The sequence below is a fragment of the Microbulbifer echini genome (assembly GCF_041447225.1).
Classification (GTDB): Bacteria; Pseudomonadota; Gammaproteobacteria; order Pseudomonadales; family Cellvibrionaceae; genus Microbulbifer; species Microbulbifer echini.
Map to the genome: position 1 here is coordinate 1 of NZ_JBGMEL010000025.1, position 26,334 is coordinate 26,334.

A 26,334-nucleotide genomic window follows, 5' to 3' on the forward strand; every position below is an offset into this window, starting at 1 on the left:
TTTACGGCGCTTCAGATTGTATTCTGCTTCGGCAAAGGTGACTTGGTGCATGATCTATCGTAGCCTTGACGGATAACTGAATACTACCAAATTGGCTCGGAATTATTCAGAGGTTCCCTAAGCTGGATATAGCGGATTTTGATAGGTTTTTTCACCAGGTGCTAGGCGTTTAATGTTGGGTGACGTATCTAACATTGAGTATTGATCCATAGTTTGTGCTCGGTGAAAGTGTCTAAAATATTGGATTTTCCGTCGAGCGCTCATTGCATATCTCTGTTCAGAGCTTAGCCTAGCCGGAGAAAAACCCTTACGAGGCATTTTTTAGCTCGTATTATTCATAAGCTGTTCATGCTGCTTTCAATATTCTTTTGAGTGATGTTTGGGGCTAGGGTGCCCCTATTAATCTTAATCACTTCATGGAAGGAAGCATCTGATGACTGAGGCAGAAAAAAAAGAGAGGGCAAGAAGGCGCTGGAGACGTCTGCGTTCCACATTAACAACCCTGGGGCTTTTGGGGCGTTCAAAGGGAGCCAAGATGGTAGCTGTTCCTTATTGGCCGGAAGTTCATCACCCCAACCATCAGGCCACTCATGGTCGCAATGGTAATGTTCGCTACCTAACCGATCGAGAGAGGCAGAAACACCTGGTAACTTTTACAGGAAGAGCGCTTGTTGTTCCTCAGAGTAAAAGGTTTGAGTTGGGTATAGTGCAAAATACGGTAGGAAACATAATCTTTGTTGTCGATTCTCAGAGAAATTTCTACGTCGGAAGAAAAAATATCGGGCATTTTCATCATTCATCTTTTTTGGCTGGTGGCCCGGTATTGGGTGCGGGAACGATTGTTTTGGGTGCGGGATACCAAGTTCTCGAAGTAAATAACCATAGTGGCCACTACCAGCCAGGGCCGTTGGAAATGAAGCGGGTCGCTCTCGCTATAAGCTCCCTGGGTGGTGATTTAACACAAATACCGTTCCGTATATCTGGAGCGGGAAACGATGTGGTTTATGGTAATGGAATAGCCCTTTTGGATGCGGCGATTTAAATAGTCGCGGGTGCTGGTTTGGGGAGGCATTTGGGGAAGAGAGTTTGGTGAAGGGGTTATGTTCTTTCGCGGTTACCCCTATTAGAACGGTATCTTCGTCAGAAAGGGGTAAAAATTGTTGGACATAGTGCGCCACTGCCCATGGTGGCTAGGGCGCACTTAGCTGAGAGCTTGTTTTAGAAACGTCTGCGGAACATCGGTAGGGGCTGATCCACTCCCGACTGGTAGCTGTCCCCAAAGTCGTGTAGGGATTCTTTTAGGCTGGTTAGCGACTGATCACCTTCAAATGCGTAAGCGTTAAAACCGCAGCGCTGCAGATAGGTGAGCTGGTCACGCATAAAGCCACCCACCGCTCGCAATTCACCCTTGAAGCCGAAACGTTCGCGTAGCATACGGCCGGCGGTAAAGCCGCGGCCATCGGCAAAAGCGGGGAAGTTAATCGCGATCAATGGCAAATTTGCCGCTTCTCTGCCGATTAATTCCGCACCCTCGTCGCTATCGAGCCATACACCCACTTCTGCACTGCGTTCGGCCAGGGCCTCCCGATGGGCTTGCCACTGGCGCAGGGGCAAAATAATCTTGCCGGAGGGCAGGGCGTTTGCCTCATTATTTTCCCCCTCCTCCTGCTGCGGTAGAAGCTGCCACTCATTGGGGCACACTTCACTATTCAGAATCAGCTCGCGGGGGTTGCCCGGCTGTGGGCCCAGTTTAACTGGCTTTGGCATAGACTCTCTCCTTGAAGGGTTGCAGGCCGATGCGATTGTAGGTGTCGATAAAGGGCTCTTCGGCCCGGCGCTGTTCAACGTAAAGATCGAGGATCTTGCTAATTACGTCTGGCACCTCAGCCCGAGAGAAGCTGGGGCCGAGCACCTTGGCCAGACTGGCCTCGTTGGAGGCGCTGCCGCCGAGCTGAATCTGGTAGAACTCCTCCCCCTTTTTGTCTACGCCGAGAATGCCGATATGGCCCACGTGATGGTGGCCGCAGGCGTTCATACAGCCGGAGATATTCAGGTTCAGGTCACCCAGGTCGTAGAGATAATCCACATCGTCAAAACGGCGCTGGATGGCCTCGGCCACAGGGATAGACTTGGCATTGGCGAGGGAGCAGTAGTCGCCACCGGGACAGCAGATCATGTCGGTGAGGGTGCCGATATTCGGTGTGGCAAAGCCGTGTTTGCGCGCCTGTTGCCACAACTCGTACAGCTGCCCTTGTTCCACATCGGCCAGCACCACATTTTGGTCGTGTGTTGCGCGGGCTTCGCCGAAACTAAAGGTGTCAGCGAGGTCGGCGATGGCCTCCAGCTGGCGGTCGGTAACATCGCCGGGGGGAACACCTGTGGGCTTGGTGGAGAGCTTGATGGCCCGGTAACCTGGTACCCGGTGGGGGTAGGTGTTGCGCTCTAGCCAGCGGGCGAAGGCTTTGTCGCTGTCCGCCTGCTGTTGCAGGGCGGCCGTGCTTGCGGCGTCATCGAAGGTTTTGTAGTCGGGCGCGGTAAAGAAGGACTTAGCCCACTGTAGGGCCTCTGGAGTCAGTTTTTCCACCCCATCCTTTATTTGTTGCCACTCCTCTTCTACGCGGCGACCAAATTCCTCGGGGCCTAGGGCTTTTACCAGAATCTTAATGCGCGCCTTGTATTTGTTGTCCCGGCGGCCCAGTTGGTTGTACACGCGCACAATCGCTTCCAGGTAAGAGAGCAGGTCTTCTTCCGGCAGGAAGTCGCGGATTGTTTCGGCGATAACGGGAGTGCGGCCCTGACCGCCGCCAACGAGCACCTGGAATCCGATGGCCTCACCCCGCTTGACGATTTGTACGCCAATATCGTGTACACGAATCGCGGCGCGATCCTGCTCAGAACCGCTGACCGCGATTTTGAATTTGCGCGGCAGGAAGGCGAATTCGGGGTGAAAGGTGGACCACTGGCGAATCAATTCGCAGTAGGGGCGCGGATCGGCGATCTCATCGAGGGCAATACCCGCGTAGGGGTCTGATGTCGTATTGCGGATACAGTTGCCACTGGTTTGTACCGCATGCATTTCCACTTCGGCCAGCTCGGCCAGAATAGCGGGCACGTCTTCCAGCTGGGGCCAGTTGTACTGTAGGTTTTGGCGCGTGGTGAAGTGTGCGTAGCCTTTGTCATAGTCGCGGCTTACACGGGCGAGACGGCGCAACTGGTCGCTGTTGAGCAGGCCGTAAGGCACGGCGATGCGCAACATGGGGGCCAGTCGCTGAATATAGAGGCCATTTTGCAGGCGCAGTGGCAGGAATTGTTCCTCACTTAACTCGCCGGCGAGGTAACGTTCCGTCTGGCCGCGGAACTGGGCGACGCGATCGTTGATGATGGCGCGATCCCGGTCGTCGTATCGATACATAACAGCTTGATTCCATTGCCTTTGTGCGCGGATGGTGGAGAGAGGGGCAGGCCCCGGACAGTTCTCCGCTGGCGCCTAACATACCAGTGAGCTTATGCGATAAATAACAATATTTTCCGCTATGTCTGTAACCAACAGTTATAAGCGAAGGAGGATGCCTGTAGCGGTTGCCTTGCGCCGCTTTCAGGGATTTGCTCTACTGGTGGAACCGTTGCAAACGGCTCACTACTTTGAATAACAATAATGCGTAATCGGAGAGATTCGATGAATGAAGAAGTAGTTGTTACCCCGGAAGAAGACAATTTCGTAGATGCCATTGCCGCTGTGGCTCTTGTTGCTACCTTTGTCGCCACCTGTGTTTTCTGGGTTGCCACCCGCTAAGCACCCAGGCCCGGAGCTGAGTAGTACCGGGCAAATCCCTTATGGATTCAATCGTGAGGCCTTGTGCGTAGCCTTGCTGTAGTGCTGTACACGCACTAATGGCGGGGGATGTGAGACGGCGGGCCAGATTCCACTCAGGTTGAGGTTTACAGGCATCCGCCCATTCAGCCCATATTGCCCAGTACCGTCTTCACAATCAGGATCAGTGTTAAGACAAACAAAATGGTGAAGATAATTCCGGCGACTACAAAATGGGCCATACTGCCACTTTGAAAATCTTTCTCACGATTTTTGTTGCTCTGCACACCGATTGCCGCAGCCAGGGTACTGAGTATTACCTGGAAAAAACCGGGCTTATCCGCTTGTTTCTTATTATTTTCTTGCATGGACTCAATCCTCAAGATTGGGGCGCAGCCAGCGCTCCAGTTCCAGTTCACTCATACCTTTACGACCGGCCAGGCTTTGCAATTGGTCCCGGCCGATCTTACCTACATTGAAGTACTTGGCCTGCGGATGGGCGAAATACCAGCCGCTTACCGCGGCTGCAGGCATCATAGCGAAATGCTCGGTCAGGCTGACCCCAGCATTTTGCTCTGCTTGCAATAGTTTGAAGAGGGTAGCCTTTTCCGAGTGATCCGGACAGGCGGGGTAGCCGGGCGCCGGGCGGATACCTTGGTAAGCCTCTTTAATTAGTTGCTCATTGCTGAGCACCTCATCCTCTGCATAGCCCCAGTACTCCTTGCGGACTAAACGGTGCAGCGTTTCGGCGAAAGACTCGGCGAGGCGGTCTGCCAGGGCTTTGACCATAATCGCGTTGTAGTCATCGTGTCGGGCTTCGTAGCTTTGTGCCAGCTCGTCGGCGCCAATACCGGTGGTAACAGCAAAGCCGCCAACATAATCGATGTACCCGGCATCCAGAGGTGCGACATAGTCTGCCAGAGAACGGCACAGGCCATCGCCGCCCCGCTTTTGTACTTGTTGCCGCATATGGTGGAGGCGCGCCAGCTCGTCACTGCGCTCTTCATCTCGATAGACGATGATATCGTCGCCGACACTGTTCGCCGGCCAGAGGCCGAATACGGCGCGGGCGCGCAGCTGCTTCTTGGCAATCATTTCTTTCAGCAGGCGCTGGGCATTACGGTAGAGATCCGTAGCGGCTTCGCCGACCACTTTGTCTTTAAGGATCGCCGGGTACTTGCCCGCCAGATCCCAGGAAATAAAGAAAGGTGTCCAGTCGAGGGTGTCGAGCAGCTTTTCCAGGGGGAAGTCATCGATGACCGTTATTCCCAGCTTGTTGGGTCTAGCGGGACGGTAAGTCTGCCAGTCGAATGCCGGTGCGGTATCGCGGGCCTCCGCGTAGGTAAGGCGGGTATCGTTACGCTTGCGGTTGGCGGTGCGGGTGCGCACCTTTTCGTATTCGGCGCAGATTTTTTCCACAAAAGCGGAGCGAAGCTCCTCGGAGATCAGATTGCTGGCGACGCCTACAGCGCGGGAGGCGTCGGCCACATAAACCACTTGATTGCGGTTGAATTGGGGATCAATTTTGACTGCGGTGTGCGCTTTAGAGGTGGTGGCGCCGCCAATCAATAGGGGAATATCGAACTCCTGGCGTTCCATTTCTGCAGCGACATGGACCATCTCATCGAGGGAGGGCGTGATCAAACCGGACAGGCCGATAATATCGCAGTCCTTTTCCCGTGCGGTTTGCAGGATGGTCTCGGCGGGCACCATTACCCCCAGGTCAATGACCTCGTAATTATTACAGGCTAGTACCACCCCCACGATATTCTTGCCGATATCGTGTACGTCCCCTTTCACCGTAGCCATAAGAATGCGCCCATTGGGCCGGCTGTCTTCGTTTTTTTCCGCTTCGATATAAGGCTGCAGGTAGGCGACCGCTTGTTTCATGACACGGGCAGATTTCACCACCTGTGGCAGGAACATCTTACCTTCGCCAAACAGGTCGCCGACGATGTTCATTCCGTCCATCAACGGACCTTCGATCACATCCAGGGGGCGGGAGGATTGTGCGCGGGCTTCTTCGGTATCTTCCACGATATAGTTGTTGATCCCTTTTACCAGGGAGTGCGCCAAACGTTCTTTGACCGGCAGCTCGCGCCAACTCAGGTCTTCTTTGCGTGCGGTGCCGCCGCCTTCGCCCATATATTTGGGGGCGATATCCAGCAGGGCCTCGGTGGACTCGTCGTTGCGGTTGAGGATCACATCCTCCACTTTTTCCCGCAGCTCTTGTGGTAGCTCGTCGTAAACCGCCAACTGGCCGGCATTGACGATGCCCATATTCAGACCCGCCTTGATGGCGTGGAACAGGAAGACCGAATGAATGGCCTCGCGCACTGGGTTGTTGCCGCGGAAAGAAAAGGACACATTGGAGACGCCGCCACTAATCTGAGCACTCGGTAAATTCTTTCGAATCCAGCGGCAGGCCTGGATAAAGTCCACGGCGTAATTGTTGTGCTCTTCGATACCGGTCGCGACGGCAAATATATTGGGGTCGAAAATAATATCGGATGGGTTGAAGCCGACTTCATGAACGAGCACATCGTAGCTGCGTTTACAGATTTCGATCTTGCGTTCGAAGGTGTCCGCCTGGCCCTGTTCGTCAAAGGCCATTACCACCACGGCGGCACCGTAGCGCAGGCACAATTGTGCCTTTTCGATAAACTCCTCCTTGCCCTCTTTCAGGCTGATAGAGTTCACGATGGGTTTGCCCTGGATACATTGCAGGCCCGCCTCGATGACCTCCCACTTGGAGGAGTCCACCATAAACGGCACCTTGGCGATATCTGGTTCGGTGGCAGCGAGGTTGAGGAAGCGGCGCATGGCGGCGTGTGCATCGAGCATCGCCTCATCCATATTGAAGTCGATGACCTGGGCGCCGTCCTCCACCTGGGCGGCGGCGACCTGAAGGGCTGTATCGTAATCCTCTTCCAGAATCAGGCGCTTGAAGCGGGCGGAGCCAGTGACGTTGCAACGTTCGCCCACATTGACGAACAGGGCGGTCTCATCGGCGACAAAGGGCTCCAATCCTGACAGGCGCAGGGCGGGTTTGATTTGCGGCACTTGGCGCGGCGCGATATCGGCCACTGCTTCGGCAATTGCGCGGATATGTTCCGGTGTGGTGCCGCAGCAGCCGCCGAGAATATTGAGAAAACCGCTGCGGGCGAATTCGGCCACGATCGCTGCGGTCTGCTCCGGGGTTTCATCATACTCACCAAATTCGTTGGGGAGCCCGGCATTGGGATGCGCGGAGACATAAGTGCTACAAGCGCCGGACAGGGCTTCTACATAGGGGCGCAATTCGGTGGCACCGAGAGCGCAGTTGAGGCCCACAGAAATCGGCTTGGCATGGGCAATGGAATAGTAAAACGCTTCGGTGGTCTGGCCGGAGAGGGTGCGACCCGAGGCATCGGTAATGGTGCCGGAGATCATGATTGGCAATTCGAATCCCAGTTCCTCAAACAGCTGCTGCATGGCGTAAATAGCCGCCTTGGCATTGAGCGTATCGAAGATGGTTTCGATCAGGATCAGGTCGCTGCCGCCCTCGACCAGAGCGCGGCCGGCTTCCACATAGTTGTGTACCAGCTCATTGAAGGTGACATTGCGCGCGCCGGGGTCGTTGACATCGGGGGATATACTTGCGGTGCGTGAGGTGGGACCAATCACCCCGGCTACCCAACGGGGTTTCTCCGCCGTTGAGAGGGCATCCGCCGCACGGCGGGCTATTTGCGCCGAGGAGCGGTTCAGCTCTACCACCAGATGTTCCATATCGTAGTCAGACTGGGACAGCTCGGTCGCGTTAAATGTATTGGTCTCGATAATGTCGGCACCGGCCTCCAGGTACTCCCGGTGGATCTGTTCGATCAGCTGCGGCCGGGTAAGACTTAGCAGGTCGTTATTACCTTTGAGGTCCTGGTGGAAGTCGGCAAAACGGGCGCCGCGGTAATCCTCTTCCTGCAGTTTTTCCCTCTGGATCATCGTTCCCATGGCGCCGTCCAGAATCAGGATGCGTTGAGCGAGTGCGGCTTTGAGTTGCTCTAGGCGTTGATTGCGGGACTGCGGGGACATTGACCAATCCTTATTTGTCGATGGCGGGAAAGGCGTCAATCTTAGCACAGGGATACTTGTCAACAGGGGCTAAATTGGTTGATAAAAATTAACACGACACAATAACCGGTATTTTTTTGCTAAGGGCGTGCAATTTATATCTATAGTTTGGCCTTCATTGGACATAAAAGCTCGGTAACGGTGTTTGGCCTGATACAGGAAGCGTGGTCTGTACCAGGGGCAGGAAGGCTTGTTAAGACCCATTAAAGGAGAGGGAGCATGCAATCAAAAGATAAGAATCGCCGTGTGATATTGGCATCCAGGCCAGAGGGCGCACCGGGGGCGGACAACTTCAGCATTGAAGAGCTGGGGGTGCCTGAGCCGGAACAGGGCGAGCTTTTACTGCGCACCGTCTACCTATCCCTGGACCCCTACATGCGCGGACGTATGAGCGATGCCAAATCCTATGCGGAGCCTGTGCCCCTGGGGAGCGTGATGGTAGGCGGTACTGTAAGTCGGGTGGTTAAGTCACACCTCGACGGGTTTGAGGCCGGGGATTGGGTGTTGGGTTACTGCGGCTGGCAAGACTACGCAGTTTCCGATGGTGAGGGTCTGGTCAATCTGGGGAAAAGCCCCAGTCAACCCTCCTATGCTCTGGGGGTTATGGGTATGCCGGGTATTACGGCCTACTATGGCCTGTTGGAGATCGGTGAGCCACAACCGGGGGATACCCTGGTTGTGGCTGCGGCCACGGGGCCGGTGGGCTCCACTGTCGGACAGATTGGAAAAATCCAGGATTGCCGGGTAGTTGGCATCGCCGGCAGTGCGGAGAAGTGTCGCCATGCCGTGGAGGAGCTGGGCTTTGATATTTGTCTGAATCACCGGGCGGAAGAATTTCCCGAGCAATTGGTGGAAGCCTGCCCGAATGGCGTGGATATCTATTTCGAGAGCGTTGGCGGCGACGTATTCGATGCGGTCTTGCCCCTACTCAACGATTTCGCCCGCATTCCTGTGTGCGGGCTTATAGCTCACTACAATGCAACTTCGCTACCCGAGGGCCCGGATCGCCTGAGTTTACTGATGCGTGAAATACTGGCCAAGCGGCTGAAAGTTCAGGGGTTCATTATCTACGATCAATACGACCGCTTTGCTGAATTTGTTACCGGCTTGAGCCAGTGGGTTCGAGAGGGGAGGATCAAGTACCGTGAGGATTTGATCGAGGGCCTGGAGCGGGCGCCCCAGGCCCTGATGGGGCTTCTGCAGGGGGAGAATTTTGGCAAGGTTGTGGTGCGCGTAGGCACCGACGATTGAATTCTGACTTTTTATATTCCATTGCGCACCAAGGAGGTTGCCGATGAAAATTTTGATGGTACTGACTTCGCACGATGAGCTGGGTAATACCGGGAAGAAAACCGGCTTTTGGCTGGAGGAGTTTGCCGCGCCTTACTACATCTTTAAGGATGCCGGCGCAGAAGTGACCCTTGCGTCTCCTCAAGGGGGGCAGCCGCCTCTGGACCCCAAAAGCGATGAGCCCGACGCCCAAACTGACGCCACCCGCCGTTTCTATCAGGACTCTGAAACTCAGCAGTTACTCGCCAATACCAGTGTGCTGGCGCAAATGAAGGAATCGGATTTCGATGCGGTTTTCTACCCTGGGGGGCATGGTCCTCTGTGGGATCTTGCGGAGGACCCGAAGTCCATTTCCTTGATTGAGGCGTTTTACGCGGCGGATAAACCGGTCAGCGCGGTATGCCATGCCCCGGGTGTCTTTCGCCACACTAAGCGCACGGATGGTAAGCCGCTGGTATCCGGCAAGAATGTCACGGGCTTTACCAACACCGAGGAAGAGGCGGTGGGACTCGTGGATGTAGTACCTTTCCTGGTTGAGGATATGCTCAAAGATCGGGGCGGGCACTATTCCAAAGAGGCGGATTGGGCGCCCTATGTGGTGGTGGATGGCAAGCTGGTCACGGGTCAGAACCCCGCCTCATCGGAGGATGTCGCTAAAACCCTGATGGGAATGATCCCGGTTTGACCCATCTGGGGCGCGGATTATCGGGGTGGTATCCGCCCTCGATAAGACACCGGTTTCACTCGGGCGCTTCTGAGAGTAAAATACCCGACAAAGAAGCTCGGTTATTTGAGAAGGCTTATGTCAGAATTGAATGTCACCATTACCGAATCCGCGCAGGAATACCTGAAAGAGCTGTTGGCCAAGCAGGACTGCGAGGGGATTGCGATTCGTATGTTTGTCTCCAACCCAGGTACCCCCAGTGCCGAAACCTGCATTGCCTACTGCCGCCCCGGGGAGGAGGACGCTGAGGATGTGGTTATCGAGATGAATGGCCTCAAGGCCTATTTCGAAGGCCGCAGTGTGCCCTACCTGGATGATGCCCGTGTCGACTACTCTACGGACAAAATGGGGGGGCAGCTTACCATTCGCGCGCCTAACTCACGGATGCCGAAGATTACCGATGACAGCCCCATCGAAGACCGCATCAACTATGTCCTCTTCAACGAGGTGAACCCCAGCCTGGCCTCGCATGGTGGTCAGGTAAGCCTGGTGGAGGTGACCGAGGACAAGTTCGCTGTACTGAAATTCGGTGGTGGTTGTCAGGGCTGTGGAATGGTGGATATGACCCTGAAAGAGGGGGTAGAGAAAACGTTGAAAGAGAAAATCCCGGAACTTGCCGGGGTGAAAGACATTACCGACCACACGGATAAGTCCAAGGCTTATTACTGATATCGAGTTCTCTCATTCCCAGGAATGGAAAAAAGGCGGGGATTCTCTCCGCCTTTTTAGTACCCGTTTGCACTCCTCACCTTGTCGTCATCCTCTTTGCCCGCTTCGCTAGAAGCCGCGTCTGTTGCCCCAGGTTTTGTTCTACCCGTATATATTTTAAAGGCCCCCTACGCTTTTTCTGAAGGGGTAGGGTAATCACACTCTGCTGTAGCGGATGGCGCCCTGCGGCTGCTTTGCTCCGTAAGTTGCAGCAAATTGGCCGGGGATAGAGCTCTATGTTCGATCAAGTGGTATTCGCCGGCGGAGGAGTGCGCTGTACCTGGCAGATTGGATTTTGGGAGTCTATCGCCAACAGGGTTCGACTCAGGCCTAAAGTGGTCAGTGCCGTTTCTGCCGGTGCCTTGGTTTCCAGTTTGATTTTGATGGGGAGATCCCTGGACGCAGTAGAGCACTTTGCCGAGGCTTTCGAGGAAAATGGGAGAAATATTCATTGGGGCAACCTGTTTAACAAGGATCCGCTCTTTCCTCACCATCAAATTTATCGCGACGGCATGTGCAGGTTATTTGAGGGTGGCTTTGAGCGTTTGTGCGCCACTACGGAACTGCGTATTGCCGTCAGCCATTCCCCGAGTTGGCTGAATGGCCCCCTGGCCCTGATTGTCGGTGCGGGAATTGATTACTCCGATACCTACCTTACCCGCTCATTGCACCCGAATACGGCGAGACGCCTGGGCTATCGCCAGTTGTTTCATTCAGTGCGGGACTGTGCCGATCATGAGGCGCTACAACGATTAATTCTTTCATCATCCTGCACACCGCCGCTTACGCCACGACAACAACATGGCGGGTTGGAAGTCTTGGATGGGGGCATTGTCGACAGTGTGCCGGTGGGTGGGTTGGATCCAGATCCTGGGCGGGTGCTGATACTACTGACCCGAAATTACCCTCAGTATCCGAGCTGTTTTACCAGCCAAAAAGATGAACAGTTATGGATCTATGTACAGCCCAGCCGCCCCCTGCCAATTAGTGTCTGGGATTTTGCCAACCCGCAGGGACTGTGGCAGGCCTTCGATGCGGGCTACGCCGACGGAGAGGCATTTCTGGCGGTTCGTTTTCCGGAGGGGAGTGCCAAGTGAGCCACTCGTGTCTCGTTTGGTGGAGAGTTTAACGGATGTTCGATCAAGTGGTATTCGCTGGGGGTGGTGGCCGTTGTACTTGGCAGATCGGGTTTTGGGAGGTGGTCGCCAATCAGATAAACCTTAAACCGAGAGTGGTCACGGGAGTGTCTGCGGGCGCGATGATCGCGGGGTTGATACTCACTGGTAAGGCCTCTGATGCGGTGGATTATTTTTCCTCGGTCTTTAGGGGCAATCGAAGAAACGTGTATTGGAGAAACCTGCTGGGCAAGAAGCCGGTATTTCCTCATTACGGAATCTACCAGAAGGGGATAATAGCCCTATATAGCGACTGCTTTGACAGCTTGAAATCCGCCGCAGAGCTGAGAGTTGCCGTGTCACGCGCGCCAAACTGTTTACCGGTATCACTGGCACTGGCAGTTGGAGGGGTAATTTATTATTCCAACAAATATTTGCTGCACAAATTGCACCCCAAAATGGCGCGACGCCTTGGGTATCGACAGGACTTTTTTCGTGCCCAAGATTGTGCCGGTGTCAGTGAATTTGGGAAGTTGATCCTGAGTTCATCCTGTACTCCGCCTTTTACACCAAGATTAAGCTTGGCGGGAAGGGAAGCCCTGGATGGAGGCGTAGTAGACAATGTGCCGGTTGGTGGCCTCGATGCTGAAGAGGGCCGGGTGCTTATTCTGCTCACCCGCCGCTACCCTAGATTTCCCGACTGGTTTACCCGACGCAACGGCAAGCAGCTCTGGACGTATATACAGCCTTCGCGATCGCCGCCTATCAGTGTTTGGGATTTTACGAATCCCGAGGGGTTGGTCACAGCTTATGAAATGGGCCGCCAAGATGGTCGCCAATTTTTGCAGAATATGCTCGCGGAGCGGGGCTATTACGCCGCTCATCCAGGAAAGTAATTTCTAACGAAAAGATGTTATGGCTGGCGGAGGTTACCGATAGCGTTCTATCTGAAAGGCAGTTTGGTCGCTCAGTGTCGGCTCTAGCTCGCAGGTGCTGCATTTGGATATTGATTGGGGGAGTACGGGATGCGCCTGCTCAGGAAGAGTGGTGTGGTGGTATAAAAGGGGTATATCAATGTTCGATCAGGTTGTCTTTGCTGGCGGTGGCGGTCGCTGTATTTGGCAGATTGGCTTTTGGGAATCGGTGGCTGATGAGGTCGACTTATCGCCCAGGGTGATCAGTGCGGTTTCTGCCGGTGGCCTAGTGGCGGGGTTGCTCTTGATTGGCCGGGGGCGAGAGGCGGTAAAATATGTACGTTCGGTATTTGATACTAACCGAAAAAATATCTACTGGGGCAACTTGTTCACTCAGGAGGCGGTGTTTCCCCAGTACGCCATCTGTCGGGACGGTATTCGGCAGTTATTCGATAAGGGGCCGCAGGCCCTGCAGGGCGTAGCGGAACTGCGTCTCGCGGTCAGTCACCCACCGAGCTGGATGTACGGTCCTTTGGCGTTAACTTTTGGAGCCGTTGTTTACTATGCAGACAAGGGGTTTACCCGTAATCTCCACTCCACGGCGGCGACTAAGCTCGGGTTTCGCCAGAATTTCTACCGCGCTCAAGACTGTAAAAATATGGACGAACTGGAGCACTTGATTCTGAGCTCCTCTTGTACCCCCCCATTTACCCCAAGGCTCCATTTGAATGGCAGGGAAATTTTGGATGGAGGGATTGTGGACAATGTTCCGGTTGGTGGCTTGGACAGCAATGAGGGTAGGGTGTTAATTCTGCTTACCAGTCGTTTCCGCGACTTCCCCGATTGTTTCACCCAGCGCCAAGGTTCTCAGCTTTGGACCTATGTGCAACCCTCACAGTCATTGCCGATTAAAGTGTGGGATTTCACTAACCCCGATGCGGTTATAGAGACTCTGGAAATTGGTCGAGCCGACGGTAGGGCAACACTGAGAAAACTTAAGTCGGGCACTTACAGCTGCTCAGCCCTTCAGACACTTTAGCCTCTATGTATCAGGAAACTTCACAAGAAATAGCCGTATTTAAACAGTCCATAAAGTTAATTCAGGTGGGGAAATAAGTATGAAAAATTTCCCGATGAGGTTTATAGGGTTTGGCTACATACCCAAAGTCATAAGCTGATAAGAATGCAATTTGTTTGATGCCACTAGTTAATTTATGGAGTGGTTGTATCACTCTTAACGTTGGGGTTTTAACTTTGTCACTACCTTTGTAATGCTTATTTTTTCATCTTTATTTCATGATTTTTTATTAATAGAAAATAAATCCATAAAGTCGATATCGCAGCAAAAAAACACCAAGTTGACACCCGTGTGTCGCGCTGAGTAAAACAGGTGGTAACGCCGGGTAGCATGAAAGGTGCCCAGAGCTTCCTTAGATGTCTTGTAAAGAGGGACTTTGATGGTGGGCGGCTGTGTAAGCCAAAGGCACTATGAAATTATCCCGAAATTTTAGGGTGTCCTAGCAGATTGTCGCCACTTCGCCACTCTTAATTTCCCTCAATCTCTCGGCGTTTTCTTATAGCCATCTGCAAAGAAGGTATACATTGATGATTGCTTACCGGGGGGCAGCGGGTGTTTGCTTGTTCTGTTAATACCAGGCTGGGTGCGGTGGCTAAATCCTATGGTTGCACTAACTTGCTGATTCCATTAGCTTATGCAACAAGTTGCATATTGTATATATTGGTTCACTGTATCGCTGTGCGTATGGGCTGCCAGAATGGGATGTTAGGGCGCTTTTGTGGACAGGGAGGGCGACAGGCCCATTGAGGGAGGGAAGGGACACATGTTTGATCAGGTTGTTTTTGCCGGTGGCGGCGGCCGCTGTACCTGGCAGATAGGTTTTTGGGAGTCTATTGCTGATGAAATCGGGCTTTCTCCCAGGCGGGTAACTGCGGTTTCCGCGGGTGGACTGATGGCGAGCCTGATCCTGATGGGGCGTATTGAGGCCGGCAGGGAGCACTTTTGGTCTGCTTTTGCGGCCAATCGCAAAAATGCCTACTGGAGCAATCTGTTAAAGAAAGAGCGGGTATTTCCCCAGTATGGGATTTTTCGTAATGCCATGCTGGAGTTATTTCGCGATGGCCTGGAACCGTTGAGCAATGCCGCTGATCTGCAGATTGCTATTACTCATCCCCCGCGCTTTTTGACAGCCGGGGTGGCGTTTGGGGTGGGGGCGCTCGCCTACTATACCGACAAACATGTAATGCGCCGTCTACACCCGAAGGTGGCTCTTGGCCTGGGGTTTAAGCAGAATTTTTATCGCGCGCAGGACTGTGCAACTGTGGAAGAGCTGGTAGAGCTGATTCTATGTTCGTCCTGTACGCCGCCTTTTACGCCGCGACTGCGTCGCTTTGGTGCTCCGGTCCTTGATGGTGGGGTGGTGGATAATATTCCGGTGGCGGGCTTGGATAGTGGGGAGGGTCGGGTATTGATATTACTCAGTCGTCGTTACCCACGCTACCCAAACTGCTTTACGCGACGTAACGGCGAGCAGTTATGGACCTACGTGCAACCCTCAAAGCCGCCCTTTATCAGTGTCTGGGACTACACCAACCCGGAACTGGCGCAGATGACCTATGAACTCGGCTGTGCCGATGGCCGGGAGTTTCTACACAAGCCTATGTTCGAACAGGAGATATCCGATGAACAATTCCAATAATGCAATAGCGGAGTCCATTGCCCTCTGGCACGAGATGGTTGCGGCGCGGGACTTCAGCCGGCTACCGGCGATTGTCGCGGAGGATGCGGTATTCCGCTCTCCGGCGTTTTTCAAGCCCTACCACAGCTCTGCGGCAGTTTGCCTGATCCTCAATACCGTAATGCAGGTCTTCGAGAGCTTTGAATACGACCGCAGTTTTACCACGGAATCCGGTCGTGATCTGGCTCTGGAGTTTAAGGCCACTATTGGCGATAAGAGCCTGAAGGGCCTGGATATTATTCGATTTGATGAGAGCGGTAAGATAGTGGAGTTTGAAGTGATGGTGCGGCCTCTCAACGCCCTGCAGAAGCTGGCGGAAGAGATGTCTGGCCGACTTTCCCAGTACGTAACCCAGTACAAGGACGCGCAGCCGATCTGATGACGCATTCCCGCCCACCCAGCAAAATGAAGTGGTGGGCGGAAATTTTGCACGTTATAGCGCGAGGCTTATTCCTCTTCCTCTGTTTCCAGAGAGTCGAAGTATTCGAAAACGTCGATGCCATCCATATAGGCGCCATCGAAACCGGCATCCGCGATCATGAAGATATAGGAATCGTTGTTGCCATAGATAATGTCCTGCCATCCGGCCTTCCAGTACTCCACGTAATAGTTACCCGGTTCATTGGGGACTTCGTCCAGTAACCAGGCCGGGGGGTTGGTCGGCCAGTAGGATTCCCAGTAGTAGCGGTCGCTCTGGGCCATGCCAATATCGACATAGGCCATCAACAGGCGGCGGCTGCCGTTGCTCTTTACCTTGAGCTGCTTGATCTGCTCTTCGGTATAGGGTTCGCCATCAGTAAAGAAGAAGTCGATAATCAGCAAGTCGTAGTCGGTTTCGGATAATTTATCGACAAAGTCCTGGCGCGTGTTAGAAAGACTTGGATTGGTGATGTTAAGGAAATTTTTGACATCTTCCAGCTTATCAATGTTGTTGCTGTTTACATTGACGGGCTCCTTGGGGTGGGGTGGAATATCGTTCAGGTTTAACGAGTCGGCGGCGAAGGAGAGGTAGCCGGCTTTTTCGTTCTCTTTGTAGGACTCGTCAATATTGGGCTCAGTATTGGCGAAATCGGTCACCAGGATTTCACGGCCTTCTTCCTTGGCCAAGTCGAGATAGGCCTGTAGGCGATCGCTTTCAGTTTCGCTGGTTGGCTGGTCTACCTTACCGTCCTGTCCAAAGAAGACCGCCTCCTGGGCGATACCATCGGTGGAATTCACATAGGTGTTGTCTACCGGGCCGTTGGTTTGGGTATTGGTGGTGATTAACTCGATGCCATTTTGCGGGACAACAATGAAATCTCGGTCGATGCCCTTGGCATAGACGCTGATGTCTTCCACTAGTAGGCGCATCTCCTGATCGTAGTCTACATTGGCGGGAATGATGAAGTCGGGTAAATCGTCAAAACTACAGCCGAGAAAAAGCAGCGGGCTGAGAAGTACTAAGAGCTTCCTGTGCAAGGGGTTTCTCCAAATGGGGGTAATGGTTGGGCATTCCTGAATAATTTCGCGACATCTCTAAAGCTTTCAAGGCCCGTCCGATGGGGCATTCAGAGCGATTCATGGAATTATTCGGAGATTCTCCAAGTTTAGAGGTTATGTCTGTTAATAACTTATTGGCAGAAAAGTACGGATTTCGTTCCCCTTTGGCAAGCCCAAGATGAAATTGAAGCAATTTAATGGGGATCTACAGTATCCGGGCTTAACTGGAGTCGAAAAACCATAGATCTGTCCTGGGGCTCCCTTAAGGGCCACTGGGATTGCCCATCTTCCTTTTGGTCTTGTTGGTGGCGACAGCGGTGCGCGGATCATCGGGCCAGTAGTGTTTCTGGTATTTAATACGCAACTCCTTTTTAACCTCCTCGTAAGTGTTTGCCCAAAAATTCGCCAGGTCGCGGGTGATTTGAACCGGGCGCCGGGCTGGGGAGAGCAGGTGAATCATCAAGGGAAAGCGTCCGCGTACAATTGCTGGGGTTTCTGTCAGGCCAAAGAGCTCCTGTAGGCGTACGGCGAGTACTGGCGGAGATACCGCGTAATCAATGGCGATGCGTGAGCCGCTGGGCACGGTGTAGTGGCTGGGTGCGAGTTCATCGACCGCTTGTACCTTGGGCCAATCGAGTTGGACGCGCAGAATATTGAGCAGGTCCAGCTGTTTGAGTTGTTCCAGTTTGTGGAGCCCGTGTAGATGGGGCAGTAACCAGTTTTCCAGGTTTTGCAGTAGTGCGCTTTCACTCCAGTCGGGCAGTAGCCCCCCTTCTGGCTGAGCTTTGCTGTGCTCCTCTTCGCGGAGGAACATCAGTCGGTGGCGTAATTGTTGTGCTTCGTGACGCCAAGGCAGTAGGGAAAGCCCCTTTTGGCGGATGGCGTCCAGTAGGGCGCGGCTCAATAATTCTGCTGGGATATCTTTGGCTGCTTGTTGTTGCAGCACCAGTTTATCCAGCGTGACCTCTTTCAGCGCCTCGGCTCGCCCAGCGATGTCATCCCAGCGAATGGTGGTTTTTTCCTCGATCCTGTCGGCAAAACAGTGGCGTAAGGCATTTTCAGAAATTGGTGCGGCCAACTGGATGCGCGCATCGCGGCCCTGGCCATCCAATTCCGCAACTGCAATAAAGTGATTGAGCGCCAAGGCGTCGTCGTGGGAGAAATGCGCTCCCCGGCCACTGGAGAGGAGAAAGCGGCGACCGCGATCACGGCGGCTTTTGCCAATTCTGTCCGGATAAGCCAGCCCAACGAGTGCCCCCACCCCGTCAGTTTGGTCGAGGTCTTCTGCATTTTGCAGCTGTGATGAGACAACATTCTGTAGTTGGGCGTGCCAGGTTTTACTCTGCTGACGGATGCGCTGGACAGCTCCGCGATCAATGCTCTGACCTTTCATTTGCCCCTGTAGTACTTCAATACGCTTGCGGATATCCCGATCCCAGCGGGCTTCACCGCGGAAGATATCCCGCTCCGACAATAGCGCCGCCAGTAGGCATGCCTGCTGTGATAAATCCCAATCAAGACTGCGGAGCATCATATGCGCGAGGCGGGGATGGCAGCCGAGAGTGAGCATGGCGCTGCCGTGCTGGGTAATGCGCAAGTCCCGGTCGAGCGCTCCCAACTGTTGAAGAAGTTCCTGGGCTTGCGCCAGGGGTCCCGGTGGGGGTAGATCCAGCCAGCGGAGTTCGCTGGGTTCACTCACACCCCACTGGGCCAGTTCCAGGGCCAGGGGGGCCAGGTCACTGCGCAGAATCTCGGGTGTGTTTTTACTGCTTAGGTTGGGTTGGCGCCCTTCGCTCCACAGGCGCAGGCAGCGCCCTGCACTGAGGCGTCCCGCACGGCCGCTACGCTGTGTGGCGGAGGCCTGGGAAATGCGGCAGGTCTCCAGCCGATTCATACCACTGTTGGGGTCGAAGCGTGATTCCCGCATCAGACCGGAGTCAACAACCAGGCGAATGCCCTCGATTGTCAGGCTGGTCTCCGCCACATTGGTAGCCAGTACTACCTTGCGCTGACCAGGTCCCGCAGGGGAAATAGCTTGGTCTTGCTGTTCCCGGGTCAAGTCGCCGTAGAGGGGGGTAATGGCGATAGTGTCTGCGTTTGCCTGGTTACCATAAGTGAGCTGTTCGCGAAGCAATGTCTCCACTTGGCGAATTTCTCCCACGCCAGGCAGGAAAGCGAGGAGGCTGCCTTCATCCTCTCGCAGCGCTTCTACAATTTTGCGCACCATCAGTGTGGGCACGGAGCGATGGTCTTCTGGCGTCTCCCGCTGGGTAAGGTAATCGACCTGCACGGGAAAGCTACGTCCTTCACTATTCACTACTGGCGCATCGCCGAGTACTTTGGCTACCGCTTCCGTTTCCAGGGTTGCGGACATCACCAGCAGTTTGAGGTCCTCGCGCAGGTACTCCTGGGATTGTAAGCACAGCGCCAGGGATAGGTCGGCTTGCAGGCTGCGCTCATGAAACTCATCGAAGATAACTAGCGAGGCCTCAGCCAATTCTGGGTCAGACTGCAACAGACGGGTAAGGATGCCCTCAGTCACCACCAGAATACGGGTCCGTTGGCTCACACGGCGTTCACCGCGCACCTGGTAGCCAACGGTATCGCCCAGCTTTTCCCCCAACAGTGCAGCCATACGTGCCGCTGCGGTGCGTGCTGCCAGGCGGCGCGGCTCCAACAGGATGATTTTTTGCTGGCCCAGCCAGTCGGCATCGAGTAGGGCCAAGGGCACAGCAGTGGTTTTGCCCGCACCGGGCGGAGCCTGCAATACCACATTGCTGTGCATATCCAGACAGCGTTGCAACTCGGGTAGGGCGGAATAAATAGGTAACTCTGACATGGGGAGCGATTATAGCCGTAGGGCAGTAGAAGTTATAAGGGGCGGCAGTAGTTACCTGGGCGGTTTTGGCTGGCGTGATAACGGTTAAACTGAATTTTCTATAGAGCAATCTGTATTGATGCTGTGTCCAGCATATTTCCCATTGGCGTGCGTAGAGAACTCAGCAGCAGTTATGGACGACCACTGATTTACCTGTTGATCTATGAGGACGGTGAAGATAAGGGGGCGCGCCAGGTTGGTACCGTGATACCTGGGGGTTCTATGTTCAAGGTGGTAGAGTTTGGTCCAGGTGTGTCACCCCGCATATATCGCACAAATAGTATTAATCATGTAATTGTGCTCTCTGGTGAGATCGACATGCAGCTGGGTAAGGGGGCGATTGTGCATTTGTCGGAATGTGACGCATAAGTTCAACCCGCTACGATGCATAACTGGATTAATCATGGCGATGCGTCATGTCGAATTGTATTTGTTTTGATTGGCGCCTCGGACGAGTCCGCATTGGCAGACCGTTTTTATTCTGGATTAAATTTGAGGTTAGAGTGCTGTTCCGGAGATTTTTTAAATCTGGAACCTGGATAAAATTGGTTCATCGATATCTTGACTATATGCCAGCGCGGCCTCAATTCCGGCATGTACGCCGAGAGCGGCTGTTTCCCTAGACATACTGGGAGTACCAATATTTTCCGCAAGAGCGGCCACTTGTGGTAATTGTGGAAGATGTATCCAGCCTGCGCGTATATTCAATTGATTGGTAATAATGTAGTGAAGCACCCCATACATCAGGTGATTGCAGCAAAAGGTTGCGGCGGTGTCGGATATATCCGCCGGCACCCCTGTATTGCGCATGGCCTTAACCATGGCGCGAAGGGGCAGGTTGCTGCGATAAGCGACAGGGCCATTGGGAATGGTAGGCTCACCCTGCATTTCCACCCCGCGATTGTCCTTGAGGTGATAGCGGCTTGAGTCATTAAAGTTTTGCGCGATTCTTTCTATGGTGATTACTGCGCGACCCGCATACTCACCCAGCATAATTACAAGTTGGGGGCGCAACTCGGCAATGGCTGCGGTGACGGTGTCAATACTCTCGAAGAAGTTGTTTGGCACAAGAAGGCCGCAGATTTCGGCAATGCCAATGCGGGTACCATCGAGCACCCGCATCACCGATTCAGCAGGGTTAACCGGCGTATGGCCAAAGGCTTCGAATCCGCTCACAAGAACTTTTGTCATGCACTCTATACGGTAATCAGATGAGGTGGATATCTGGATATTATTCATTCCAGAAACTAATAAGAAAGCCAGAGACATCCTAGTGTGTAGAAATCTAGCCTATGAGGCCCAGGTCCTCCAGAAAGGAATACTTATCCCAATCCACCCAGCTTTCAGCCATTTTTCCGCCTTCATATCGATCAGTATGAATGCCAGTCCAGCTGGTGGTCTTATGGGTTGGCTCATACTGCATGAACTTCCCTGTGTGAGTGGCTGTAATTCTCCAGCGTGTACAGACATAGTCGCCTTCTTCAACTTGAAGCAGAATCTCCATTTTTACATCGGAGAAGCCCCGATGGAATTCGGTCACCAAATCCTGCCATTCGGCGAGGGATTTAGCGGAGGTGCCACTTGAGGCATCGGGCATTTGGTGATTTTTGTAATTGGCAGACAAATAATTTGAGGCTTCATGTGGGGTGTTGTCCCCCCATAATTCGAGTAATTTTCTTGATGTGGCTTTATGATTGGCGGACATGGCGCTCTCCAGGCTTATAGATGGCAGGGTTGGCGAAAGAAGCAGAGCAAGCATAGTGTAAGAGAGAGTGAACATTTGAATCAGACGGAAAGAAGTCGGTCTCAAGGCAGAATATCCAGCGCCTGTGGTTTTTTTCGCCGGATGATTATCAGAGAAAACGGTTTAATGGGCTAAGTGGTTAGGATGTTGGAAAGTCTGTGATTGAATAAATGAGAAAGGGGCCTTGCAGCCCCTTCCAGGTTCAATTATCTAACTCTGAAATTGCGTCATCAGTTGCCTAATGTTAGCGATAGTTACTGAGACACTGGTTATATTCGCGAATATAGACCTTACCACCGATCGCTGGGTTGGCATTGGCCTTGTCTGCCGCGGCATTCATACAACCCTCAACCTGGTCTCGGGTCAGACCCTGAATTCCTGGGCGTCCTCTCTGAGCATGAGTTCCTGGGCGTGCTCCACGAATATACATGTCTCTCGGACGTTCATATTGACGTATTCTGGTGGGCGGTTGTACTTGGTAGAAATAACGGCCCTGCTCACTGAAGGCATAGAATGTATTACCACTTTGATAGTAAGTCTTACCAAGTATTTGCACCGGTGAAGCACCAGCGGGTAGTTGCGAGAGACGTTCTTGTGCAACCCCGTATCCAGCAATAGAGAACAGTAAAATTAATGAAAATAAATAGCGCATAACATTTTCTCCTTCTCCCAACTTGCGAACTAGTCTACTCAAACGCATGTGTTGTCCCAATGCGCTCTATTGGACGTTTCGGAAACTGTAGGCGTGGGCTTAATGCGATTAAGAGATAAAGGGCCAAACCTTCAATAGTAAAATTTTCTGATATTTTTCGTTTAGACTGATAGGGTTCTAATTTATCTTTCCCCTGTAGTAATCCGCGTGCTTCTCTTGCAGTGGCGCCGGTTAATTGTTTTTGGTGTAATTTTTTTAAAGGTTTCTCAGGGTGACTTTAAGGTGGCAATGTTGGCGGTGAAGAAGCTGGTTTAATTGCTGGTGAGATTGGTCTTCATAAATAGAGGGTGAGATGATTCTCGGTATTTGAGGCTTTCAGGCAGGCTTCTCTCAATCGTTGAGGCGTTAATTTATGAAGGCAGGATACAATACGAGGGTTGGCCGATTAGATTCTAGGCTATGAAATAATCCTGGAAGCTTGCTTGTCTGTGATCTTACAAGTAAGGGGATTTTTTTACATGTGATAATGAAAAGTTTATTCTTTTTTTGCGCAAAAAGGAGAATAATAACCCCCCTTTGGGCTTTTTGGAGTTTTTTTAACCTAGTGTGTCTCTCTACTCAAATTCGATCGCTTTATTGTTGATGAAGAGGGCGGTAGTAACTGGTGTGGCCTGCGCTACTGTTTGTAGAGACATGCACGCTTGCCTGCAGCAGTGAGCAAAATTCAGGAGCTTTTCTTCCGTTTCGTCACTTTCAATCATTAAATGAATCTCTACCTTATCCCCCTTGCCAAAAATATCCTCTGGTTTAATACCACCAAAGTTGAGGGTGGTGGAAAACTCGGTTTTCTGCTCTAGACTAATTTTGGTTAGGTTCATGTCTGCTAACTGGGCAAGCATTTCGACGTGAGACATCATACAAAGTGCGAGTCCTGCAGAAAAATACATAATTGGCGATGGGGCGCTACCCCTACCACCGACGGCAGTGCCCTCATCACTAATAAGCTCCCAAGTTCCACCATTGGGTACATTGGAGAATATGGTTGCTTTCTTGAGGTGGTGGCCTTGGGGCATAGGCTCCACATTGATGTGTGCGTGGAATTTTAATTGCTCTCCTTGTTTTACCTTGTCCAGGTGTGGCGGCGCAAAGGTTGCCTGTTCAGCCTCTCCATTGATTTTGCGCACGATCGTTGAAGACGACATCTCCCAATGAACTGACTCCATAGCGAAGCTCCTTTCCTAATATAGATTTTGTGACTGATTGGTCGAGAGGTGGAGTTCCCTCGATATCGTGTTGATTGTAGGCAGGGCAGAGGGAAGCTGAGAAGTTTTGGGAATAAAATCCTACTTTAGGAACCCCAATGGAGTTCTAGCGTTCTCGCTGAAGTGAGGGGCTCAATAAAGGTTTGGGAGCCTGACAATAGCAAGTGGTTATTTTGTGGTGAAAAAATGGAACCGCTTGTGGCGCGGCTGGGAGAGAGTGCTTGTTGTAGGTGGGTAGGATCAGATTAATGCTTAATTTACCAAGGGTAAATCAGTCATTTTTTGTAGTTTATTGATATGCCTTTGTGCATCTTCTTTGCGGTAAAAAGAGCCTGCATTGATACCCTCTGTGGAACTTGCATACTTAAAAACTAGAACCACCTGCCAATTGACATGAGTTTTCTTGCTGTCTTTAACGTGGTGTGGCGAAGAGACTATTTTTAACCCCTTAAAAATTGAAAGGGGCTTTTTTTCTATCCAGTTGTGCCAAAGAATTTGATTTCTGGATATATATTGCTTGCTCTCAATATCTATAAAGTGGTTTTTTTTAAAGGAAAAGGTCATCACGGCGAGGATAGACAGTAGGGTTGTTGCAATCCAAGAGAAAATAGAACCGTTATCCAAGGCAAAACTCAAGCTCACCAATAGCCAAATAAATACAAAACCACCCAGTATATAGGTTGTTACCTTATTGGACTGCAGTTCCATCTTGCTTTTTCCTTCCGGGACACCTGAGTTGGAGGACGTGCTAGTGATAGCCTCAAACCTAGGCGTTAATAATCTACGGGGGAATCCATCCCCATTGGGCTGTCTGCCGCAGGAGAATACTCGCACAAGCCGATATTGTCAGCTAATAGCGTGCATCTAGTAGAGAGGAGGTGTACTAAATACAGTGTTGCTTCAGAGGCATATTGCAGGCAAGAGGTAGGATAGGGCGTCAGGGAGGAAAGTTGCGAAAGGTAAGGGGCCTTGAGGCCCCTCAAATAAATAGTATTTAGCTATTTAGCTACTGTATTTCTGCACTTCAGCGGCTCACGTAATTGCTCCGCCATGCCCAGTAACAAGGACTCGGTGGTGACCCAGTCGATACATTTATCGGTGACGGAAACACCATATTCCATATCATCCAGATTGGAGCTTATCTTTTGGTTACCGGCTTTTAAATTGCTCTCTACCATGATTCCGATGATGGATTGATTGCCATCGAGAATCTGGTGGGTCACGTTATCCACCACTAGAGGTTGTAACTCGTGGTTTTTATTGGAGTTGGCGTGACTGCAGTCGACCATGATATTTGGGGTGATGCCGGCGTTGCGGAGTTCCTGTTCACACATGGCAACACTGACAGAGTCGTAATTGGGCTTGTCGTTACCGCCACGTAGCACCACATGGCCGTAAGGGTTGCCAGAGGTATGGATAATGGCGACCTGGCCACGTTTGTTGATGCCGAGGAAGCGGTGTGGATTGGCGACAGACTGTAGGGCATTAATAGCTACCTCCAGGCCGCCATCGGTACCATTTTTAAAGCCCACCGCAGATGAAAGGCCGCTGGCCATCTCGCGGTGCGTCTGGGACTCCGTAGTGCGCGCGCCAATGGCGGACCAGGAAATCAGGTCTTGCAGGTACTGGGGGGAAATGGGGTCCAGTGCCTCGGTGGCTGTGGGCAAGCCCAATTCTGCGATATCCAGCAGCAGCTTGCGGCCGATATGGAGCCCCTCCTCAATTTTGAAGGAGTCGTTTAAGTGTGGGTCGTTGATCAGGCCTTTCCAGCCCACGGTGGTGCGCGGCTTTTCAAAATAAACGCGCATTACGACCAACAAGGTGTCGGAGACTTTGTCCGCCACGGTTTTAAGGCGCTGGGCATAATCCATAGCTGCATCCACATCGTGAACGGAGCAGGGCCCGATTACCACCATTAGGCGGTGGTCTTTGCGATCGAGTATATCGCGCACGGCGGCGCGGCCTTTGGCAACACTCTCTTCGGCGGCATCGCTGCTGGGGAGTTCTGCCTTGAGTGTCTCCGGGCTGATCAGAACTTCCTGGGAGACAACATTTAAGTCGTCAAACTGCTGTGTGGTCATGGCGTTTACTGGTTACTCTATTCCTTGTTGCCGCGCTGCTGTTGCAGGCGGATAACTTATCCTACTGCGCTGGGGAGTATAGGGCGAGGGTTTCATTTGCAACCAAATAATCGCCCCTCTTTTGGGGTATTCATTTGCATTTATCCTAGGACAGTTTGGCAGTTCGACAGAAATTGGGGGGCTCTGTGTGGACAGTTTTGGCGTGGAGGTTGTGGCGGATGGGAACCCTACCGGCCTGCCTAGTTGGCGAACTTCAGCAAGTCTGACAAGCTCGTGTGCTCAAGGTAGATAAGCTGTCCAGGTTTGGACTGTGCAGCCCATCATCAAGCGTGGGGGGTAGCTAGGCCATATAGGCTGGAGAAGTGGAAGGCTGATCTGAGCGCGCGTAACCCTGTGGAGCTTGTGCTTGATACGACTTAGTGAGGGAACTGGTGGTGTGGATGAATCTTGCCGTGCTGGTACGGCCAACTAGATAAGTTGCCGTTGAAGCACACAAAGGCGCGGCCGGTTAAGTGCCACCGTGAGCTGCTCGGGTCAAGCCTCGCAGTGTAGTGGTCAACTTTTTTTGACCACCGAACCTTGAGTATTCCAATATTTTTCTTTCGCCACATTTGGTGGCAATCCATCATTCTTTTGGTGTTCCATCACTTGGCGCACTTGCGGCTTGCTGTTGGGGGCGATCTGCCTTGCGTGATATAGCTGGGGTGATCCCAGCAAGGGATACTCCTGGTTCACAGAATGTTTGCAAATCGTGGTTAGCCTATAGTTTGGAGCCCCTGTATAAGGGAGCCTCTATGTGCGGTGACTTGTTTG

General features: G+C 52.6%; 23 protein-coding genes. 10 read left to right on the forward strand and 13 right to left on the reverse strand.

Annotated features, from left to right (window positions below):
• The first annotated feature begins 433 nt into the window (after positions 1–433).
• Positions 434–1,042, forward strand: coding sequence for a hypothetical protein (locus tag ACCI51_RS17925; RefSeq protein ID WP_371844796.1), 609 nt, complete (start codon positions 434–436; stop codon positions 1,040–1,042).
• A 176-nt stretch (positions 1,043–1,218) separates the two neighbouring features.
• Here the strand turns inward: ACCI51_RS17925 and ACCI51_RS17930 are convergent, their stop codons facing one another.
• From ACCI51_RS17930 to metH, 4 genes are all read right to left on the reverse strand, one after another.
• The gene (locus ACCI51_RS17930) at positions 1,219–1,767 is read right to left on the reverse strand and encodes a DUF934 domain-containing protein (protein WP_371844798.1); all 549 of its coding nucleotides are present in this window, start codon (positions 1,765–1,767) and stop codon (positions 1,219–1,221) included.
• On the reverse strand, positions 1,751–3,412 hold the full coding sequence (locus tag ACCI51_RS17935) for a nitrite/sulfite reductase (RefSeq protein ID WP_371844799.1): 1,662 nt from the start codon (positions 3,410–3,412) through the stop codon (positions 1,751–1,753). Before ACCI51_RS17935 ends, ACCI51_RS17930 begins: the two co-directional genes overlap by 17 nt.
• A 545-nt stretch (positions 3,413–3,957) precedes the next feature.
• Positions 3,958–4,179: a DUF2970 domain-containing protein gene (locus ACCI51_RS17940; protein ID WP_299587337.1), complete on the reverse strand. Its 222-nt coding sequence runs from the start codon at positions 4,177–4,179 to the stop codon at positions 3,958–3,960.
• Positions 4,180–4,183: 4 nt separating this feature from the next.
• On the reverse strand, positions 4,184–7,879 hold the full coding sequence (gene metH / locus ACCI51_RS17945) for a methionine synthase (protein ID WP_371844801.1): 3,696 nt from the start codon (positions 7,877–7,879) through the stop codon (positions 4,184–4,186).
• Between the two features lie 258 nt (positions 7,880–8,137).
• On the opposite strand from metH, the gene ACCI51_RS17950 reads away from it, so the two are divergent.
• From ACCI51_RS17950 to ACCI51_RS17985, 8 genes are all read left to right on the forward strand, one after another.
• Positions 8,138–9,169, forward strand: coding sequence for an NADP-dependent oxidoreductase (locus tag ACCI51_RS17950; protein WP_299587333.1), 1,032 nt, complete (start codon positions 8,138–8,140; stop codon positions 9,167–9,169).
• A gap of 43 nt (positions 9,170–9,212) precedes the next feature.
• Positions 9,213–9,893 (forward strand): type 1 glutamine amidotransferase domain-containing protein, encoded by a 681-nt coding sequence (locus ACCI51_RS17955; RefSeq protein WP_299587330.1) that lies wholly within the window; start codon positions 9,213–9,215, stop codon positions 9,891–9,893.
• 117 nt (positions 9,894–10,010) lie between these two features.
• Positions 10,011–10,601 carry a Fe-S biogenesis protein NfuA gene (nfuA, locus tag ACCI51_RS17960; protein ID WP_299587328.1) on the forward strand — a complete coding sequence of 197 codons (591 nt, stop codon included), beginning with the start codon at positions 10,011–10,013 and terminating at the stop codon, positions 10,599–10,601.
• 275 nt (positions 10,602–10,876) lie between these two features.
• A complete protein-coding gene (locus ACCI51_RS17965; protein ID WP_299587326.1) occupies positions 10,877–11,737 on the forward strand; it encodes a patatin-like phospholipase family protein in 861 nt (286 codons plus the stop codon).
• Positions 11,738–11,772: 35 nt separating this feature from the next.
• On the forward strand, positions 11,773–12,651 hold the full coding sequence (locus tag ACCI51_RS17970; protein WP_371844803.1) for a patatin-like phospholipase family protein: 879 nt from the start codon (positions 11,773–11,775) through the stop codon (positions 12,649–12,651).
• Positions 12,652–12,829: 178 nt separating this feature from the next.
• The gene (locus tag ACCI51_RS17975; RefSeq protein WP_371844805.1) at positions 12,830–13,708 is read left to right on the forward strand and encodes a patatin-like phospholipase family protein; all 879 of its coding nucleotides are present in this window, start codon (positions 12,830–12,832) and stop codon (positions 13,706–13,708) included.
• Between the two features lie 802 nt (positions 13,709–14,510).
• The gene (locus ACCI51_RS17980) at positions 14,511–15,386 is read left to right on the forward strand and encodes a patatin-like phospholipase family protein (protein WP_299587318.1); all 876 of its coding nucleotides are present in this window, start codon (positions 14,511–14,513) and stop codon (positions 15,384–15,386) included.
• Positions 15,370–15,804, forward strand: a complete 435-nt coding sequence (locus ACCI51_RS17985) for a nuclear transport factor 2 family protein (RefSeq protein ID WP_299587315.1) — start codon at positions 15,370–15,372, stop codon at positions 15,802–15,804. Before ACCI51_RS17980 ends, ACCI51_RS17985 begins: the two co-directional genes overlap by 17 nt.
• A gap of 68 nt (positions 15,805–15,872) precedes the next feature.
• Here the strand turns inward: ACCI51_RS17985 and ACCI51_RS17990 are convergent, their stop codons facing one another.
• On the reverse strand, positions 15,873–16,883 hold the full coding sequence (locus ACCI51_RS17990; RefSeq protein ID WP_371844807.1) for a hypothetical protein: 1,011 nt from the start codon (positions 16,881–16,883) through the stop codon (positions 15,873–15,875).
• A gap of 283 nt (positions 16,884–17,166) precedes the next feature.
• A complete protein-coding gene (gene hrpB, locus ACCI51_RS17995) occupies positions 17,167–19,743 on the reverse strand; it encodes an ATP-dependent helicase HrpB (protein WP_371844808.1) in 2,577 nt (858 codons plus the stop codon).
• Positions 19,744–19,866: 123 nt separating this feature from the next.
• Here hrpB and ACCI51_RS18000 point away from each other — a divergent pair, with 123 nt between their 5' ends.
• Positions 19,867–20,151, forward strand: coding sequence for a cupin domain-containing protein (locus tag ACCI51_RS18000; RefSeq protein WP_299587308.1), 285 nt, complete (start codon positions 19,867–19,869; stop codon positions 20,149–20,151).
• Positions 20,152–20,304: 153 nt separating this feature from the next.
• Here ACCI51_RS18000 and pcp read toward each other — a convergent pair whose 3' ends face one another.
• The 7 genes from pcp to ACCI51_RS18035 all read right to left on the reverse strand — a co-directional run bounded on the left by pcp (position 20,305) and on the right by ACCI51_RS18035 (position 26,238).
• Entirely contained in the window at positions 20,305–20,973 is a 669-nt protein-coding gene (gene pcp, locus ACCI51_RS18005) for a pyroglutamyl-peptidase I (RefSeq protein WP_299587305.1), read from the reverse strand.
• A 94-nt stretch (positions 20,974–21,067) separates the two neighbouring features.
• The gene (locus tag ACCI51_RS18010) at positions 21,068–21,487 is read right to left on the reverse strand and encodes an ester cyclase (protein WP_299587303.1); all 420 of its coding nucleotides are present in this window, start codon (positions 21,485–21,487) and stop codon (positions 21,068–21,070) included.
• 283 nt (positions 21,488–21,770) lie between these two features.
• Positions 21,771–22,178 carry a hypothetical protein gene (locus tag ACCI51_RS18015; protein ID WP_299587301.1) on the reverse strand — a complete coding sequence of 136 codons (408 nt, stop codon included), beginning with the start codon at positions 22,176–22,178 and terminating at the stop codon, positions 21,771–21,773.
• Between the two features lie 614 nt (positions 22,179–22,792).
• Positions 22,793–23,401: an OsmC-related (seleno)protein gene (locus tag ACCI51_RS18020; protein ID WP_371844809.1), complete on the reverse strand. Its 609-nt coding sequence runs from the start codon at positions 23,399–23,401 to the stop codon at positions 22,793–22,795.
• 291 nt (positions 23,402–23,692) lie between these two features.
• Positions 23,693–24,148, reverse strand: a complete 456-nt coding sequence (locus ACCI51_RS18025; RefSeq protein WP_371844810.1) for a hypothetical protein — start codon at positions 24,146–24,148, stop codon at positions 23,693–23,695.
• Between the two features lie 290 nt (positions 24,149–24,438).
• Positions 24,439–25,521, reverse strand: a complete 1,083-nt coding sequence (locus ACCI51_RS18030) for a 3-deoxy-7-phosphoheptulonate synthase (RefSeq protein ID WP_371844811.1) — start codon at positions 25,519–25,521, stop codon at positions 24,439–24,441.
• A 555-nt stretch (positions 25,522–26,076) separates the two neighbouring features.
• A complete protein-coding gene (locus ACCI51_RS18035; RefSeq protein ID WP_299587293.1) occupies positions 26,077–26,238 on the reverse strand; it encodes a hypothetical protein in 162 nt (53 codons plus the stop codon).
• Between the last annotated feature and the right edge of the window lie 96 nt (positions 26,239–26,334).